This is a genomic window from Rhodopirellula islandica (assembly GCF_001027925.1).
GTDB lineage: Bacteria > Planctomycetota > Planctomycetia > Pirellulales > Pirellulaceae > Rhodopirellula > Rhodopirellula islandica.
This window is the reverse complement of the sequence record NZ_LECT01000021.1, coordinates 38,888-57,284: the sequence shown is the minus strand read 5'-3', so window position 1 is coordinate 57,284 and position 18,397 is coordinate 38,888. Positions and strand designations below refer to the sequence as shown.

Sequence of the window (18,397 nt, the reverse complement as noted above, 5' to 3'; positions counted from 1 at the left end):
TCAAGACTTCAAACTGCTGAACGCCGAGCCACATCAAGGAAGTGATTGGGGATCTCAGGGAGGGCAGTTTGCGCAATCGATCCGATGAGTATGGCCGTCCCAAAAAACGAGTCAACGATTTTCTTGCGACACAACCGTGAGGAAAAGGAAAGGCGAAGAACAGGTTGCCCTGATCAATCTCCACCCGGTTCCGCCCGCGTTGTTGGGGCCGGTTGCCAGCGACGGAATCGAAGCGGCGTCTCAGTCGATCGTGACGAACTCGTTGCAGTTGAATAGCGCCAAGCAAAGATGGGCTTGTTTCTCCGCTTCGGCCGACGTGCTGGCATGGAGGAAGTCTTCCGCTTCGATCCATTCTTCCTTCGTCGGTGAGCGTCCGAGTGCACGAAGGAACATCGCCTCAATGCGTTGTGCTTCGGTGGGAGACTCCTCTTCGATCGACGAGGCCATCGATCGTGCTAGGTTCAGAGAGAACTGCGAATTCAGTAGGTGCAATGATTGCGGCGCCGTGGTCGATGTGCCTCGACTGGAACAGCTTGTGTTTGCGCTGGGGCGGTCGAAAACTTCGAAGATCGGGTACCGCAGGTTTCGGCGTGCAAAGACGTAGATGCTGCGTCGATCGTGCTCGGACGGATCCTTCGTGACGTTCCATTGATTGGGGAGCAAGGTTCCAACCAGTTCCTCGGGGAGCGGCGGGCGAACGCCGGGGCCACCGGACTTCCAATTGATTTGTCTCGATGCAACCAGCATTGCGTCACGAATCGCTTCGCCTTCGAGTCGCCAGCGTGGATAGCGGGACAGCAGTTCAGCATGTGGATCTGCCTTCCGTGTTTCAGCCCAGGCCAATTGTTCGGGTTCGGTTGCGTCTTCCGAGAGACGGCTGCGTTGGCGATAGGTGGCGGATGTCACGATCATTCGATGCAGCGACTTGAGGCTCCAGCCCTGGTCGACGAATGAGATCGCAAGCCAATCCAGCAATTCGGGGTGGCTGGGCTCGGCACCCATCACTCCAAATTCACTGGGCGTGCTCGACAACCCGACACCAAAATGATGTTGCCACACACGGTTGACCATCACACGCGATGTCAGTGGATTCTCTGCCGCGACCAACCAATCCGCCAAGGCGGTTCGGAGGCCAGCCGATTTTTGCGTTGGTTGTGGCGAGTAGGCATTCGTTTGCGACGAAACAACTCGAATGACCCCGGGATTCAGCTCTGGGCCAGGACTGCGGAAATCACCTCGCAGCATCAGATGGCTCGTTCGTTTGGTTGGAAACGATTCACTGAGAGTGGAGAGCGAGTGGTTTTTCTTTAGCGAGACCGAGGGTTCAAAGATGGCGCGAAGCCGATAGAAGTCAGCTTGGCTGATCGGGTCGTACTTGTGATCGTGACACTGGGCACAGCCGACTTGCAGCCCAAGAAACACAGCTCCGATGGTCGATGTCAATTCGTTCAAGACCGTGTGTCGACGCTCGTCCGTCAGGTTGATATCCGGCATGTCAGGTCCGGACAGGCAAAACCGCGTCGCCGTCCGAGCTGATTGGTCGTTCGGATCGATTTCATCGCCAGCGATCTGGCGTCGGATGAACTCGTTATAGGGCAGGTCCTCATTGAGAGCCGCGATGACCCAATCGCGATACTTCCATGCCTCCGGCCGGAGTTTGTCATGCTCAAATCCATCGGTTTCCGCAAATCGAGCCAAGTCAAGCCAATGCTGTGCCCAACGTTCGCCATGCCGCGGTGAGTCAAGCAACCGATCGACAAGCCGCTCATAGGCATCGGTTCTTGCGTCTGCTTCAAACGCGGCGATCTGCTCGGGTGTCGGTGGCAATCCCGTCAGGTCAAAGCTCAGTCGCCGAATCAGCGTGCGACGTGAAGCTTTGGGTTGCGGGTGCAGATTGCGTTGGCTCAGTTCGTGTTGGATGAAATCGTCGATTGGATTTCGACGCCAACCTGTGTTGGCAGGCGGCGGCACTTCAACAGTTTCGAGTGGCAAAAACGCCCAGTGCTCACGATCATATTCGTCAATCGGTAGCTCGACGTAGGCAGCGGAATCATCGTCAGCGGTCGTGCAATGCACGGTGAGCAGCGTGCTGATCGCAAAGGTGCACAGAATCATCAACGCGTGCCGCCAAGGTGCGTTCGAGACAGGCCAGGATTTTCGTTGTTGTGCACGCATCAACGGATGATCCCTTGGACGACTTCCGCTTCATCGGGGCCGGTCAATCGTTTGTCCAGCCCATTGTGAAAGTAGGTCAGGTCGTTGTGATCGAGTCCCAGCAGATGCAGCAGCGTCGCATGGAAATTGGTGACAGAGACTTTGTCCGAGACCGCTCGCAGTCCGATCTCATCCGTTGCCCCGAATGCCCGGCCGCCGCGAATGCCGGCACCGGCGAGCCAGACGCTGTATCCCCAAGGGTTGTGATCGCGGCCCTTGCCTTGTTCGCTCATGGGCATCCGCCCGAACTCGCCACCCCAGATCACCAAGGTGTCTTCCATCAACCCGCGTTGCTTGAGATCTTGCAGAAGTCCAGCGACGGGTTTGTCGGTTCGTCGGCAATATTCGGTGTGATTCTTTTCGACGTTCGCGTGAGCATCCCAGCCATTGGTGTCGCCGGAATACAACTGCACAAAACGCACGCCGCTTTCGAGCATCCGGCGGGCCAGCAAGCAACGCTCACCAAATTCGCGTGTTTCCTTTTGGTCGATGCCGTACATCTGCTTCGTTTGTTGGGTCTCGTTTTGGATGTCGACCAGTTCCGGTGCTTCGGATTGCATCCGAAACGCCAGTTCGTAGGCTTTCACGCGGGCCGTCAGGCGATCATCCAGCTCCCGTTGTTCCAGGTGCCTTCGGTTCAACTTTTGAATGAGCGACAGGTCCAGTTGTTGCTGTTGTGCGGTGACACTCGGTTGGGGCTGCAAGTCAAGGATTGGCGAAGATCCCGGACGCATGGTGACGCCCTGGTAGGAGGCTGGCAGATAGCCGTTTCCCCACGCTGGCGGTCCCCCTTTGAGTCCTCCACCTGGATCGGGCAACACAACGAACGCAGGCATGTTTTGGTTTTCAGATCCCAAGCCATAAGCAACCCAACTGCCGACGCTGGGATTGCCCATCAGGATGCTGCCCGTGTTCATTTGATAAACGGACTGCGGATGGTTCACGCTGTCGCCGTGCATCGAACGAATCACACAGAGATCGTCCGCGTGTTCTGCAATGTTCGGAAGGAAGTCACTGATTTCCAGACCGGATCGACCTCGCGGGCGAAAGCGGCGAATGGGAGCCAGGAGAGGATTCTTCTTGACATTGCGACGCGTCATCACGTTGCCAAAGCTTTCTGGCAACGTCTGGCCGCTGTACTTGGTCAGTGTGGGTTTCGGGTCCAGCAGATCCACGTGACTGGGGCCACCGTGCATGAAAAGCCAGATCACTCGTTTGGCACGCGGGGCAAAATGCGGTGGATGGACATCCGCACCAGCATTGGCTGGGGCGAGCGAGGCACAAGCGAGCATTCCCATTCCGCCACCCGCGCCGGCGAGGAAGCTACGTCGCGATGATGTCGGTGACTGATTCGTTGGTTGCATCTGCAAAACCGCGTTGATCAGTAGGAAGGGGCTTCTGAATGCTGGGGAGATTTCCCCGGAGCAACGTCGCGCTGAATGTGACGAGGCCCACTATAGCGAAGTTGCAATGCCATTGCGGGGCAAAGGCGGAGGCCACATCAACACGCCAGGCATCGCAGTCGAGTTTTATCGCATGATAACGGGTAAAGTGTGAAATTTTACGGACACTGCAACCGCCGACGCGATAAGACTGTTCGGTCCGACGTTTCCGTATTGGGTTTCAGCTTGGATTTCGTCCCGCCGTCAGCACAACGTCGATGTGCATGACAACATTCCCTCCTGGGTCTCTTAAAATGATTGTGATTCGAATTCTGTTGTTGGTCGTCCTCGCGTTGCCGTTGTCGGCGACGGCCGAGGAGGTCACCGTTCACTCGTTCGAACGACAACAACTGACGAACACCTACTTCTCCGAAGGTGCAAATTCCGCTGACATCAACGGCGATGGCGTGGTGGACATCGTTTATGGACCGCATTGGTTTGAAGGCCCTGACTTCACCGCGAAGCATGAAATCTACCCACCCGTTCCACAGAACATGAATCGTTATGCGGACAACTTCTTCAGTTGGCTGCATGACTTCAACGGCGACGGGTTCAACGATGTCTTTGTCGTTGGATTTCCAGGGACACCCGCCTACGTCTACGAAAACCCCGGGAAAGATGATTGGGACAAACACTGGGCAAAGCATCAGGTGTTCGACTGGGTGTCCAATGAGTCGCCGCAATGGATCGACATCGTGGGCGATGAGAAACCGGAACTGATCTGCACGCGAGATGGGTTCTTTGGTTTTGCGACCGTCGATTGGGACCGTCCTTTTGAGGCCTGGGAGTTTCATCCGATTTCGGAACAGGTCGCCCCCAAGAAGTTTGGTCATGGGTTGGGGATTGGTGACGTCAATGGAGATGGGCGGCAAGACTTGATCCATTCACAGGGTTGGTTCGAGCAACCGTTGACGCACCAACTGACATCACGCTGGTTTCATCATCCGGTTTCCCTGAGCGAAGGGTACGGCGGCGCGGAAATGTACGCCTACGATGTCGACGGTGACGGGGACAATGACATCATCACAGGTCATCGCGCGCATGATTTTGGGTTGGCCTGGTACGAACAGATCCCAAGCAGCGACAAAAACGAGCCCACGTTCAAGCATCACTTGATCATGGGAGAACACCCCTCCGAGAACAAATACGGCATCGCGTTCAGCGAATTGCACTCGGTGGCCTTGGCCGACATCGACGGGGACGGGTTGAAGGACATTGTTACCGGCAAAACCTATTGGTCGCATCACCGCCAGAGCGCTCAGTGGGATGCCGGGGCGGTTGTCTATTGGTTCCAACTGAAACGCGGCAAAGACGGCGTGGAATGGGTCCCATTCAAGGCTGATGGGGAGGCAGGAATCGGTCGGCAGGTTTCGATCGTCGATGTCAATCAGGACCAACTTCCGGACATCGTTGTCGGGGGAATGCTTGGGGCACACGTTTTGACGCATCAGGTGAAGTCGGTCAGTGAGGCGGAGTACAAAGCGGCGCAGCCGAAGGTCTACACCGGACCAAAGCTGCCGCGGGTCGAAGGCGCCGAGGCGTTGCGTGGTCCGAAATCGAAGCTCGACAGTGAGACGGGGCAGGTGCCCGGCGCGATTGAAGGGGAAACGTTGACAGGCGAGCCGACCGGTGGATCGGCAAAGGCTCAGGACATGTCGGGTTTCAGCGCGGATCAGTGGAGCAACCAGTCGCAACTATGGTGGACCGGGGCCAAGCCGGCCGACTCGTTGAAGCTTCCCCTGCCAGAGTTCACTGGAACCGTCGACATCGAAGTCGTGCTCACCTGTGCGGGCGACTATGGCATCGTGCAACTGACGCTGGATGACCAACCGCTGGGGCCGCCCATCGACCTGTACAGCGGCAACGTGGTGACGACGGGAGTCCTGTCCTTTCCAAAGATCGCTGTCGAAGGAAAACAACACGCGTTGAACGTGCGAATGGTGGGCGCCAATCCCAAGGCCAAGAAGGCCTACATGTTTGCGTTGGATTACCTGCGAATCAAACAATCCGATGGCAGTTTTGTTGCCGGAACGTCAGTGAAATCGAAAGCGATGGGCGCTGCTCCCGTGGGAATCAAGCCGAAGTCAATCGCTGGACGCGAGTTGAACCTCGACTTCGAAACTGGCACGCTGGCCGACTGGACCGCAGAGGGAAACGCGTGGGAGGGGCAGCCAATCAAAGGGGACACGGTTGCTGGTCGTCGAGCGGACATGAAGAGCAACCATCAGGGTGAGTATTGGATAGGCGGCTTCGAGAAGTTTGGTGACAAAGGTACTGGCTCGCTGACGTCCGCCCCTTTTTTGGTGACTCATCGATACGCCACGTTTTTGGCCAACGGAGGTGATGGCGAGAAGACTCGTGTGGAGCTGGTCAGAAAGGACACCGGCAAAGCGTTCTATCAAATCTTTGGCACGAAGAGGGAAACGCTGCGGCAAATCACGGTCGACTTGAATCCACTCATCGGTCAGGAAATCATGATCCGGATCGTTGATGAGCACCGTGGTGGTTGGGGGCATCTGAATTTCGACCATTTTCGCCTGCACTCATCCAAGCCAGCGGAAGTGACGCCGCAGATGATTGCTCTGGCGGCAGACGAGTACCCACACGCTGGGCTTTCCGCTCAGCAAGCGGCTGAGGCAATGACGTTGCCCGATGGCTTTTCCGTCACCGTTGGGGCCGCTGAACCTCAGGTGCAGCAACCCATCGCGATGGCCATTGATGATCGAGGCCGAGTGTGGGTCGCCGAAGCGTACGAGTATCCGATCCGCGCAACAGGCGACCAGGGCCGTGACCGCATCCTGATCTTTGAAGACACAGACGGCGATGGTTCTCTCGATAGCCGCAAGGTGTTCGTGGAAGGATTGAATCTTGTCAGTGGGCTGGAAGTCGGCTTCGGTGGGGTGTGGGTCGGCGCGGCGCCTTACTTGATGTTCATTCCTGACCGCAACGGCGACGACCAGCCGGACTCCGCGCCGCAGATTTTGCTGGATGGTTGGGGATACCAAGACACACACGAGACGCTCAACACGTTTGTTTGGGGACCGGACGGTTGGTTGTACGGTTGCCATGGTGTGTTCACGCATTCCAAAGTCGGCAAGCCAGGGACACCCGACGCAGAACGCACACCGCTGAACTGCGCGGTGTGGCGTTACCACCCGGTTCGGCACGAATTTGACGTGTTTGCAAACGGAACCAGCAATCCGTGGGGAGTTGATTTCGACGATCACGGGCAGGCTTTCATCACCGCCTGTGTGATTCCTCATCTGTATCACATCATCCAAGGGGCACGTTACCAGCGGCAAGGTGGACGTCACTTCAATCCCTACACCTACCGTGACATTCCCACGATTGCCGATCACTTGCACTATCTGGGATCAACCCCGCACAGTGGCAACAGCAAATCGGATGCAGCCGGTGGAGGCCATGCTCATGCCGGAGCGATGATCTACCTCGGCGGCAAGTGGCCCCAGCAGTATCGCAATCAGTTGTTCATGAACAACATTCACGGGCAGCGTCTGAACATGGATGTGCTGCGACCAAACGGTTCCGGCTTTGTTGGCAGTCACGGCCCGGACTTTTTGCTGACGGGCGACCAAGCGTCTCAGATACTGAACTTTCGGTATGGCCCCGATGGCAATGCATGGATGATCGATTGGTACGACATGCAAGCCTGCCACCGACGCGAAGCGGACATTCACGACCGAACCAATGGGCGGATCTACAAGATCCACTATGGCAAGTCAGAAACGTCGGCTCCGCCAAAGTCGCTTGACTCGATGAGCGACCTTGAGCTCGCCCAACTGACGCTTCACGAAAACGATTGGTATGTCCGGCATTCGCGGCGCAATTTGCAGGAACGGGCGACCATGCGTTCGATGGACGATTCAGCGGTGGCCTTTTTGAATGAAGTGCTTGCCGGAAACGAGCACGACACACGTCGATTGCGGGCCGCTTGGGCGTTGCATGTGATCAGTGGCCTCACGAACAGCAACCTGCACTCGATGCTTTCCGACGCGAGTCCGTATGTTCGCGGATGGGCTGTCCAACTCGCACTCGAGAACGCGAAAGCGGATCCGAAGCTGCTCGCTCGTTTGGTCGATCTTGCTCACACCGACGAATCCCAGGTCGTTCGGCTGTATCTCGCCTCCGCCGCTCAGAAACTTCCTTTGGAACAGCGATGGGATCTGCTCACCGCCCTCACCGGGCATGCAGAAGATCGGGACGACCACAATCTCGCGTTGATGTACTGGTACGCCGCAGAGCCGTTGACCGAGGAGGACACCGGACGCGCACTCGCGTTGGCAATGTCGGCAGGCAACAACATCCCGCTGCTTCGAGAGTTCATGTTGCGTCGCATTGGAAGCGGCGGAGCAGATTCGTCTCTGGCCGCTTTGGTCGAGGGACTTGGCGAGGCCAAGTCGCCTGAGTTGCAACTCACGTTTTTGAACGCCATTCGCGCCGCGTTGGTGGGCCGTCGGCAGGTGACTGCACCCCCGCAATGGACGACGGTCTCGGCGGGCCTGCTTTCGAGTGATGATGCCGCTGTGCGTCTGCAAGTCATTGCGCTCGGTGTGACCTTTGGTGATTCCGCTGCCTTTGCCGCGATGCGTTCGCAGGTCGAGGACAACGCAGGCGACGCCAAGACTCGACTTGTTGCCCTGCGTTCCTTGCTCGACGCTGGCGACCCTGGATTGGTGCCGACCCTGTCTTCGTTGCTGGAGAGTGAAGGCCCGCTGCGTGAGGCATCCATCCGTGGGCTTGCCCAGTATGGCGACCCTGCAGTCGCTCCGGCTTTGCTGGACGCGTACGCCGATTTCTCACTCAACGAGCGACGCCTGGCACTGGGGACGCTCTGTGGACGGGCCTCATCGGGAGTGGCGTTGCTGAAGGCGATCGATGTCAAGCAGGTTGCCAATTCCGAACTGACAGCCGATTTGGTTCGCCAGTTGCAGTTCTTGAAGAGCGACGAAATTGATTCGCTGCTGGAGAGTGTTTGGGGGACGGTCCGAGAGTCCGCCAGCGACAAATTGAAACTGATCGCGGAGATGAAAACCCTGGTCGCGTCCGAGGCTCATCCACCCGCGGATTCTGAACTTGGCCGAGCGATTTTTGCCAAGACCTGCATGAAGTGTCACGTGCTTTACGGCGTCGGGCAAAAAGTTGGGCCTGATTTGACGGGATCGAACCGAGCCAACATCGATTACTTGCTCAGCAACATTGTCGACCCCAGCGCGGTGATGGCCAAAGAGTACATGCCGACGATCATCCTCACCGATGACGGCAGAGTGGTGAATGGATTGGTCAAAGCAGAGGATCGCAACAGCATCACATTGCAAACCTCGGATGCTTTGATCGTCATCCCGAAGGAGGAAATCGAGGTTCGTCGGGAGAGTGAGAAGTCGATGATGCCCGATGACCAATTGAAACAATTCAGTCCGTTGGAAGTGCGCTCTCTGATCGCTTACTTGCAGGGAAAACAACAGACGGCGATGCTCGCCAATCCCGACAACGCCGGGGCGATTTTCAACGGTCGCGACCTGACCGGCTGGAGTGGCACCGATGGATTGTGGTCAGTGGAAGACGGTGAACTGGTTGGCCGAACGGAGGGGTTGAAACGCAACGAATGGATTGTCAGCGATCTGTCCGCGGAAGACTTTCACCTGACGCTGGAAGTCAAGTTGCTCGACAACGCGGGCAACAGTGGCATTCAATTCCGGAGCAAGGCTCATGACGGTGAAGTCAGTGGGTACCAAGCAGATATCGGAGCGGGTTGGTGGGGCAAGCTTTACGAGGAACACGGCAGAGCCCTGCTGTGGAGCGAGTCCGGAGAAGAACACGTGAAGCTCGGCGATTGGAACACCTACGAAGTCATCGCCAACGGCCACCACATTCGCACGCTGATCAACGGCAAGGAATGCGTGAACATGGAAGACCCGATGGGAGCCCATCGAGGCATCATCGCGTTTCAGCTTCACAGTGGAGGCAAAACCGAAGTTCGTTTCCGCAATCTTCAGCTCGAGATTTTGCCGACGTCGGGTTCCCATTCGGAGGAGTGAAAACGGTCTGCATCGTGATGCAGGTCGGCAGGAATGATCGGGCACAACCATGTGAGCCGTTTGGGCGTTCGCCTGGACCGCGAAATGATTGATGTTGTGGAGCGTAATGGTTCACGCAAGTTTTCATCCCGGTAAGGATGAAGAAAGGCAGAAGCCGGAAGAAAAATGGCATCCGCTGTTGGAGTGCCAATCGCAAAGATTTCGCAGTCCAGCGCCAGCCCACGGTTCCCGGAGACGAACCGAACGCGATCGCGTTCGGCTGACTCAATCAACAGGCTGTGAGGGGATGGATTCCCGATCCGTTGCCAGCATCAGGTCCAAGCGACCGCCGGGCTTTGAACAGTGCTATGGGGGATTGGCCACGGTTACAGTGGCAGTTCGTTCTCGCTGGTTCGTCGAAGCAGTGTCCCGAGTGATTCGCCAATGGAGCTCACTACCCGCGTTTGAAGAATGCGGCGGTGGTGGAAGCTTGGTGCGGCGATGGCACGCGGATTGCTTACCTGTCCCAATGTGGTCGAGGGTCGGCCGCCTATCACCCTGAATGACAAGCGGAGCGTTCGCGTTTCTCGGGGAGAGAACATTCGATGTACATTGAGGTGGATGCGAGATGCATGCGATCACTGCAGGGGCAGATGTAGCGAGTACCGGACCGACGTTCATGAAGCGTGCCTACTACGTGTTGAAGGCGTGGAGTCAGGCCCCGTTGGACGTCGCGACTCTTTGTCCGAGTTCCCCGTCTCTGACTCGAAAACTTGCCAACCGCGATTGCGTGAAAAACGCTCGCAACGTCATCGAACTAGGGCCAGGAGCAGGCGGGACAACGCAAACCCTGCTGGAGTTCATGCGGCCTGATGCGAGGCTGATGGTGGTCGAAAAATCGACTGTTTTTTCAAAGCCTCTGCAGGCGATTCACGATCCGCGACTCGAGGTGGTGATGGGCGACGCTTGTGCTCTCACCGATCTGGTGATGAAGCATGAGTTCGGATTGGCCGATGTGGTCGTCTCGGGGATTCCATTCAGTAGCATGCCGCCGACAATTGCGAAGACGATCGCTCAGTCGATCCATCAAGTCTTGCGGCCGGGCGGAGTGTTCATTGCTTATCAGATTCGAGACCATGTCAACGAATTTGCTCGGCCTCTGTTTGGACCGGCGGAGACCGAAGCCGTTCCCATGAATCTTCCACCGCTGACGTTGTACACCTGGACCAAGGTGTGCATGCCAAAATCCAATGTGAAAAACAATGGGGCCATTAAGAGAAGTGTCTCCCCGTGAGCGTGAGAATGCAGCGAACATAGTGGACGCGGAGGAAATGGATTCCGACGGCCGGCGCGGAGAAACGATTTCGAGGATCGCGAGAGGAAGCCTGTTCGGTATGTGATGTGCATTGGTTGTGCATTGCGAAGCAGGTCGGCAGGAATGATCGGGCATCACCATGTGAGCCGTTTGGGCAATCGCCCCGGTTGGACGTGGAAGCAACCACGCTTGCCAAGACATTTCAAACGCCGACAGACTCCTGTCGACCTGCTTCGATACCGTCGAACCGTCCACTCGTACCGGAAATTTTACCCATGCAAGTTCTCACCACGCAGTGCCCGTACTGCCACCACGAAGTCGATAGCACGATCGAGCATTTAGATGGCCCTGTGCTTTGTCCCAGTTGTGAAAAACCGTTCGAGATGGAGATGCCGACGGCCGTTGTCACCGCCGTTCATGAAGTCGACGAGAAAACGGCTCGCGAAAACAGGATGGCATCGGAGCCAGAAGAACGCACGCTGGTGGAAGTTCATCCAGTCGTCTTTCGAGCCCGCCCAATCGCGACGCTTGTTTTTTCAGTCGTCGGTATCGTCGCCGCAGTGCTGATTCTGATGTCAGTGGCTGGGATGTCCTTGGCGGGTTACGCATTGGATGAGATGGCGGTGATCGGACCAGCCTCGATCGTGGTTTGGTTGAGTGCGGCTGCCTTGATCGTGACTGCGGGGGTGATTGGCTACTGGACGCTGTTGAGCCGGTTCACCACTTTGACCGTCACCGATGATCGAACGGTCTACCGGGAAGGCATCGTCTCGCGGGAGACGTCGGAGGTGCAGCACGACGACGTTCGCAACATTCAACTCGATCAATCGTTTGTTCAACGTTTGCTGAATGTGGGTGGCATTGGCATCTCCAGTTCGGGGCAAGACGATTTGGAGGTTGTCGCCAAAGGCCTTCCCCACCCCAAACGAATCATCGATCTCATTCGCGAAAATCAGGATTGAGCTTTCGCGGTGAGTTGCTTGGACGCGAGCTTTCGGTAGCAGACACGAACTCGATCTCGGTGTTGGCAGCGGTCTGATCGCCACTTGTCCTGATTCGCACCGGATGAAGGTCAGCCCTGTTGGTGTGAACGGCAACTGTCAGTTGTGAGCCGGAGAAGTGCCTTGTTCACTGAGTGGGGACATTTGAAAGTTTGAAACCGTTGCCCAACGATTGGAGTCGGCTTCTCCCATGTAGAACTGCAGGCTGACGTGCGGAGCGGGAGTGGAGGTTTGGGAGGGCAAGGTGGTCTTTCCAACCGGTTTCCAGTCGGTGCCTGGTTGTCGGTATTGCCCGAGAAGTTGTGAGCCTTTGACGACGAATCGCAATTGCACCGTCTCGGCAGGGTAAGGAATGATGGCGATGGTGCGTGCCCGATCATTCGTTTCGTGGCCCATCACGATGTTGGTCGTGCCGTTTTCAAGTTCCAGGCCGAGCTTCACCATCGTTGAATCGCTGTAGTACCAAACCAAGTTGGCTTGTTCCCAGCGTTTCTTGGGTGCTTGCGTGATCTGCACGCGAACGTCAACGGCTTCTTTCCAAGTATCAGGGATGGGGTGGAGCAAGACGTTCTTCGCGTCGTTGTCTTTGCCCCACATGTTGCCTGGTTCGATCAAGACTTGCAGGCCATCTTGGGTGAATTTCCAGCCGGCCTTGTTCTCTCGCACCCATCGCCATTGGTCACTCATCCCGTCCACAAACGACTTGGTGATCGGTTCGGCTGCTGGGGTGGCGGAAGGCAGCCAGGCGGCAATCAATCCAATGGAACACAGAAGGATTCGGCACATATCAGCTTGTTCTTGGCGGGGAGTTGGGTGGGGAAGGTTGATTGTACTTTCAATCCGCTATGCCCACTTGCTGCCATGTTGAGTTGCCCACGGACGTGATCAAGTTTAGGCGAGAATCTCCTGGATGACTTTGCCAGCGACATCCGTCAGTCGGTAGCTGCGTCCGTTGTGGAAGTAGGTGAGGCGTTCGTGATCCAGGCCGAGCAGGTGCAGGATCGTGGCGTGCAGATCGTTCACGCTGACGGGATTCTCAACGGCCTCGTATCCAATCTCATCGGTCTCGCCGTAGCTGACGCCACCTTTGATACCGGCCCCCGCCATCCATTGCATGAAGCCTTTGGGATTGTGGTCGCGTCCCTTGCCGTTTTGCGAGATCGGCATGCGGCCAAACTCGCCGCCCCAGATCACGAGGGTCGAATCGAGCAACCCGCGTTGTTCCAAATCGGAAAGCAATCCAGCGACGGGGACATCGGTGGCGGCGCAGTGATGGGTGTGGTTCTCCTCGAGGTCACTGTGAGCGTCCCATTCGCCGTCGCTGTAGACCTGCACGAACCGAACGCCGCTCTCGACGAGTCGGCGTGCCATCAAGCACTTGGACCCAAACGATTTGGACCTGGGGTTGTCGATCCCGTAGAGCTGTTGCGTGGCCTTTGTTTCTCGCGAAAGATCGACAACCTCGGTCGCTTCTTTCTGCATTCGAAACGCCAATTCAAACGAATTCATGCGGTTGGCGAACTCGGCGTCGCGGGTGTGACGTCGCATGTGTTCGTCGTTCAGCTTGGCCATCAAGTCGAGCTGTGCGACTTGGTCTTGTTTGGTGATTTGAGGTTGTCGGTTGAGGTTGAGAACCGGTGCACCTTGGGATCGGAAGAGCGTGCCTTGAAAGGTTGATGGGAGAAAGCCTGCACCCCAATTGTGAGGTCCGCCTTTGGCACCTTGCGTGTTGCCCATCACGACGTAGCCGGGAAGGTTTTGGTTTTCGCTGCCCAGTCCATAGGTCACCCAAGCTCCTGCGGTGGGGAATCCCGGACGTGGCAGCCCGCTGTTGATTTGGTAGATCGCCGGGACGTGATCGTTCGATTCGCTGTAGCACGATTTGATGAACGCCATCTTGTCGACGTGTTTCGCCACGTGGGTGTATTTGTCGCAAACCCACTGCCCGCTTTCGCCATGTTGTTGGAACGAAAACGGTGACTTCATCAGCGGTCCCGGGTTGCCAAAGAACGCTTGGATGTCGGTGGTGTCGCCGTCTCGTTTGTCGAGTTCGGGCTTGGGATCGAACATGTCGACTGAGCTGGGCGCACCCTCCATGAACAACCAGATGACCGACTTCACTTTCGCGGGGAAGTGGCCCGGTCGCGGTGCCAGCGAAGTGATGGGATCGGATAGGTCATTCGTCGGTGGTGCGGCCAACAAATTTTGCTCGGCCATCAGATTGGCCAGACCGATCATCCCTGCGCCGGCACCCGCCCGGCACAGCCATTCGCGGCGGCTGAGCATGTTGGCGACGCGACCGCAGGGAAACAGTTGTGAATGATTGGTCATTTTGGTTCGCCTCTGACTCAATGTAAGTTATTGAATGATGCGGTTGGTTGCCGGCGGTTGTTGAGTTGTTTCGACGGGCTTGGAAGCCCATCGTACGGGGCCTGAAATTCAATCGATGTAGATGAATTCATTGAGTCCGAACAACGACTGGCAAAAGTCGGCCAGTGCTTCGATCCGTGGATCTTGCTCCTCTCGTTCCGTTCTCGCGATCGTTTGTGCTTCGATGAATTGCATGGAAGCTTCGACTTCGACGTCCGTTGGCAACCTCGCAAAGGACATCTCAAACGCTTCGGCAATGACCGGTTCCAGTTCTGAATCATCGGACACCGAATCCCAGGGGTGCTCTTCGATCAATCGGTTTGCAAAGTCCCTTGCCACGGTGCGAACAAAGCGATCATTGAGAATCACCATGGCTTGAGGTGCCACGGTCGTGTTCTGTCTTCGCGCGCAACTGGTCATCAGGTCGGGCCGATCGAACGCTTGAAACATCGGATAAGGAATCAAGCGTTTGTGGAACATGTAGACACTACGCCGCCGGGTTGTGGCGTCGTCGGGCGCGTCTTTGGGATAGCGTTCGCCTTGGATGTTTCTGGCCAGGTTGGCTTCCGGAGCGATGTAGGGTTTGTACCCTGGTCCGCCGGCTTGCAGGCTGAGTGTGTCGCTGACGGCAAGCATCGCGTCTCGCATCATTTCCGCTTCGAGACGCTGCGGATTCATCTTCCACAACAGTTCATTGCCGAGGTCGATTTCCAAACCTCGTTTGTCAGTCGCTTCCCGGGTGCTGGCTTGCTGCCAAACGGCACTGCCGAGAATTTCGCGGTGCAGAGTCTTGAGACTCCAGCCACTTTCGACGAATGCGTTGGTCAAGTACTCAAGCAATTCAGGGTGTGACGGTGCGTCTCCATTGACGCCGAAGTCACCCGTTGTTGGCACGAGCCCCTTGCCGAAGTGATGGTGCCAAACCCGATTGACAATGACACGGGCCAGCAACGCTCCGCCGCCATGGTCAGTGTCGGTGATCCAATCGGCCAGGGCACGGCGCTGCAGGGTGCTCTTGGGTTCGCCGAGTTCGTCGTAGGCTTCCTTGGCTTTTTGCCAGTAGTCATGAGCATCGACTCCGGATGACAGCATGGCTGGGAACCCGATGTCGACTTCAATTTCGCGGTCATAGAAGTCGCTGCGACGGAACAGCCAAGTCGTTTCACGTTCCTTGCCAAAGTCGCGAAAAAAGAATCCGTCTTTCCCACTGGGCAACTTGTCCGACACGCGATCGCCGCTGTGGAAGACGCCCAGCAGTTGGTAGTACTCTTTCGCTGAGAACGCATCGTATTTGTGATCGTGGCAGCGAGCGCAGGCGACCGTGATCCCGAGCATGCCAGACCCGAGTGTCGAAATCACATCGTCCAATTCGTTGTAGCGATTCGCGAGGCGTTCGCTTTCGAGGAACGAATCGGGCAGCTTGAACGACGTGCCCGCCGTCAGGAAACCAGTGGCGGACACCGCGGCATCGTTCTCCGGTTCGATCTCATCCCCGGCAATTTGCCAACGCACAAATTGGTTGTACGGCATGTTGTCGTTGAATGCCTGAATCACAAAATCGCGGTAGTGATAGGCATGTGGGCGGTCCATGTCCGCTTCTTGTCCGTCGCTGTCGGCGTAACGAGCGACGTCGAGCCAGTGCCTGCCCCAACGCTCACCGTATCGTGGCGAGCCAAGCAATTCGTCCACCAAATTTTGAATGGCGGAGTCGGGATGTTCGGCATGAGCGACAAGGAACTGGCGGGTTTGTGCGGGAGACGGCGGCAATCCCACGAGATCAAAGTACAGTCGCCGCACCAGCGTTCGTGCATCGGCAGGCTGCGCGGGCCGAAGGCCGGCCTTTTCCAAACTCCGTTTCACAAACAGGTCGATTGGACCCTTGGACCAATCGTCGCTCGATGACCGCTGTGGCGGGTTCACTTGCTGGAACCGTTGAAAGGCCCAGTGAGTTTTGGCTCGCTGCATTTTGGGATCCACGACATCCGCGCCGTCAGGCCACGGCGCACCTTGATCGATCCAGGCACGCAGCAAGGCAACCTGTTCGTCCGTCAGGGGATCCGAACCTTCCGGCGGCATCAACGCGTTGTCTGCGCCACCGGATACCAATTCGATGAGCAGGCTGTCGTCGCTGTGGCCTGGTTGAATCACCTCGCCGCTGTCGCCACCCTGCAACGCCTTGGTTTTGACACCAAGGTTCAGGCTGCCTTCTTCCGTGGTGCCGGCGTGGCACTCGTAGCAGTTGTCACGCAGGATCGGTTGGATCTCACGAACAAAGTCGATCGGGGCGTATCCGGCTGGAAGCTCTTTGTTGGAGGTGGGCGGTGTTGAGTCTTGCCCCAGGGCAATGCTGGGGAGCAGTCCAAGGCAGATCGCGATGAACTGGGAGCAGCGATCGAACGGAGAAGGCATGGGAAAGCCGTTCATGCGTGTTCCCTGCAGGGGATTGGAGGTGGGAGGCAGACGACATCACGCCCCCTAACGAGGAAGCGTTTCAGCGATGCCGCTGCGGCATTGTCGGTGACTCTAAGCAGGTCGGCAGGAGTCTTTCGGCATTTGGACTGTTTCGGTAAGCGTCGTTGCTCCCACGTACAACCGGGGCTAACGCCCAAACGGCTCACATGATGATGCCCGATCATTCCTGCCGACCTGCTTAAGTGGCGTCAGTGGTGTCGAAGGGAAGCATTAGGATAGGCGAACCAAAACCAACAGCAATTCGCAGACACGCAAATCACTTGCGATTTTTCATAAATCGCGTTTTGCTCCAATCAGGTGCCGTGGTTCTGACGTCGATAGTCGCCGGGGGTGGTGCCGAAGTGCTGGCGAAACGCTTGCGATAAAGAAGCACCCGATGCGAACCCGGATTCTGCCGCGATGGTGGTCATGGATTTGTCCGAATCCAGCAACAGCCGACCGACATGTGCCATGCGAACCCGACGGATCTCTTCGGCGGGACTGCGATTGAGCTCCGCACGAAAACGTTGTTCCAGCCTTCTTCGTGAGATGGGAAACTTGTTCAGCAAGTCCGCGACGGTGATGCCATCGCGAGCCTTGTCGCGGATGTAACGCAGGACTTCCGCGATTTCGTCGTCCGGTATCGCAAGGATATCGGTGGAGTGTCGGCCTCGTACCTGGAGCGGAGGAATCAACCGCTCGCGTTTCGGCGTCGCACCCCCGTTCATCATTTTCGCGAGCATTCGTGAAGCCGTTTCGCCGATCTGGTGGCTGGCCAGTTCGACTGACGAAATCTGGGGCGAGGCGACATTGCACAGCAGTTCATCGTCGTCCCCCGATAACACCGCCAATTCGTCGGGGATTCCGATCGAGTCGGCCGAACAGATCTCAACCAGTTGTCTTGCCGGGTAGGGATCGGCGGCAAAGATCCCCAGCGGACGCGGAAGGGTGGTCAGCCAACGACGCACATTGGAATAGTTCGTCAACCAACCAGCGTTTTCGTCGTGGGGAGCTTCGTACATGGCGCACTCGTATCCGCCATCGGTCACGGCACGGACAAACGCCGCGGATCGCACGTCCGAGTAGCGACCAATCGGCGGTGCATAACAGGCAAAGTGAGTCAGGCCCCGATCGCGAAGATGTTCAAACGCCATCTTGGCTCGAGCGGCATCGTCGGTCGCGACCCGAGCGAACCAATCGCATTTGGGAACCATGATGCCGACATCCACCACCGGCAGACCCAGGCTTTTGACGTGGCGGACCGATGACTCGGATCGCAATGAAGCAATGATGCCATCGCCGTTCCAAACCTTTGGCAAACGCAGGCGACCTTGTGAGTCACGAGGCGAGATCAGAACTGTCCAACCGCTCGAGCGACCAAATCGACAAACGGCTTCGACGACATTGCGACCCCAGGAATCGTCGGTCTCAACAAGAATGCCAACATGTCGTGGTCGTTGGGTGGTTGTCACGGGGCCGGATCCCAAGGGCGGTCCAAGGTTTTTTGCGATGCGCATGAGCGTAGCAGAAGTGCGCAACTGCGCAGGGTTGGAAGGGAGGTCCCACCTA

Annotated in this window: 9 protein-coding genes; 3 read left to right on the top strand and 6 right to left on the bottom strand. The window is 57.1% G+C overall.

Annotation, left to right across the window (positions count from 1 at the left end; translation table 11 throughout):
* Nucleotides 1-240: 240 nt before the first annotated feature.
* Entirely contained in the window at nt 241-2,175 is a 1,935-nt protein-coding gene (locus RISK_RS11145; RefSeq protein ID WP_102017568.1) for a DUF1549 and DUF1553 domain-containing protein, read from the bottom strand.
* Entirely contained in the window at nt 2,175-3,578 is a 1,404-nt protein-coding gene (locus RISK_RS11140) for a DUF1501 domain-containing protein (protein WP_102017567.1), read from the bottom strand. The genes RISK_RS11145 and RISK_RS11140 overlap by 1 nt, the downstream gene beginning before the upstream one ends.
* Before the next feature lie 332 nt (nt 3,579-3,910).
* Here RISK_RS11140 and RISK_RS11125 point away from each other — a divergent pair, with 332 nt between their 5' ends.
* The 3 genes from RISK_RS11125 to RISK_RS11110 all read left to right on the top strand — a co-directional run bounded on the left by RISK_RS11125 (nt 3,911) and on the right by RISK_RS11110 (nt 11,968).
* A complete protein-coding gene (locus RISK_RS11125) occupies nt 3,911-9,712 on the top strand; it encodes a PVC-type heme-binding CxxCH protein (protein ID WP_315852646.1) in 5,802 nt (1,933 codons plus the stop codon).
* Between the two features lie 607 nt (nt 9,713-10,319).
* A complete protein-coding gene (locus RISK_RS11115) occupies nt 10,320-10,985 on the top strand; it encodes a class I SAM-dependent methyltransferase (RefSeq protein ID WP_047814375.1) in 666 nt (221 codons plus the stop codon).
* A gap of 296 nt (nt 10,986-11,281) precedes the next feature.
* Nucleotides 11,282-11,968 carry a PH domain-containing protein gene (locus RISK_RS11110; RefSeq protein WP_047814374.1) on the top strand — a complete coding sequence of 229 codons (687 nt, stop codon included), beginning with the start codon at nt 11,282-11,284 and terminating at the stop codon, nt 11,966-11,968.
* Between the two features lie 138 nt (nt 11,969-12,106).
* Here the strand turns inward: RISK_RS11110 and RISK_RS11105 are convergent, their stop codons facing one another.
* From RISK_RS11105 to RISK_RS11090, 4 genes are all read right to left on the bottom strand, one after another.
* Nucleotides 12,107-12,793, bottom strand: a complete 687-nt coding sequence (locus RISK_RS11105) for a beta-xylosidase family glycoside hydrolase (protein ID WP_047814373.1) — start codon at nt 12,791-12,793, stop codon at nt 12,107-12,109.
* A 105-nt stretch (nt 12,794-12,898) separates the two neighbouring features.
* Complete coding sequence (locus RISK_RS11100; RefSeq protein WP_047814372.1) at nt 12,899-14,338, bottom strand: DUF1501 domain-containing protein; 1,440 nt, start codon at nt 14,336-14,338, stop codon at nt 12,899-12,901.
* Nucleotides 14,339-14,446: 108 nt separating this feature from the next.
* Nucleotides 14,447-16,801: a DUF1553 domain-containing protein gene (locus RISK_RS11095; protein ID WP_047814371.1), complete on the bottom strand. Its 2,355-nt coding sequence runs from the start codon at nt 16,799-16,801 to the stop codon at nt 14,447-14,449.
* Between the two features lie 341 nt (nt 16,802-17,142).
* Entirely contained in the window at nt 17,143-18,300 is a 1,158-nt protein-coding gene (locus RISK_RS11090) for an AraC family transcriptional regulator (RefSeq protein ID WP_236696216.1), read from the bottom strand.
* Nucleotides 18,301-18,397 lie beyond the last annotated feature (97 nt).

What these genes read in the sequence shown, in the direction of transcription:
- RISK_RS11145 (WP_102017568.1), bottom strand. Translation starts at nt 2,175, where the DNA reads ATGCGTGCACAACAACGAAAATCCTGGCCTGTCTCGAACGCACCTTGG.
- RISK_RS11140 (WP_102017567.1), bottom strand. Translation starts at nt 3,578, where the DNA reads ATGCAACCAACGAATCAGTCACCGACATCATCGCGACGTAGCTTCCTC.
- RISK_RS11125 (WP_315852646.1), top strand. Translation starts at nt 3,911, where the DNA reads ATGATTGTGATTCGAATTCTGTTGTTGGTCGTCCTCGCGTTGCCGTTG.
- RISK_RS11115 (WP_047814375.1), top strand. Translation starts at nt 10,320, where the DNA reads ATGCATGCGATCACTGCAGGGGCAGATGTAGCGAGTACCGGACCGACG.
- RISK_RS11110 (WP_047814374.1), top strand. Translation starts at nt 11,282, where the DNA reads ATGCAAGTTCTCACCACGCAGTGCCCGTACTGCCACCACGAAGTCGAT.
- RISK_RS11105 (WP_047814373.1), bottom strand. Translation starts at nt 12,793, where the DNA reads ATGTGCCGAATCCTTCTGTGTTCCATTGGATTGATTGCCGCCTGGCTG.
- RISK_RS11100 (WP_047814372.1), bottom strand. Translation starts at nt 14,338, where the DNA reads ATGACCAATCATTCACAACTGTTTCCCTGCGGTCGCGTCGCCAACATG.
- RISK_RS11095 (WP_047814371.1), bottom strand. Translation starts at nt 16,801, where the DNA reads ATGAACGGCTTTCCCATGCCTTCTCCGTTCGATCGCTGCTCCCAGTTC.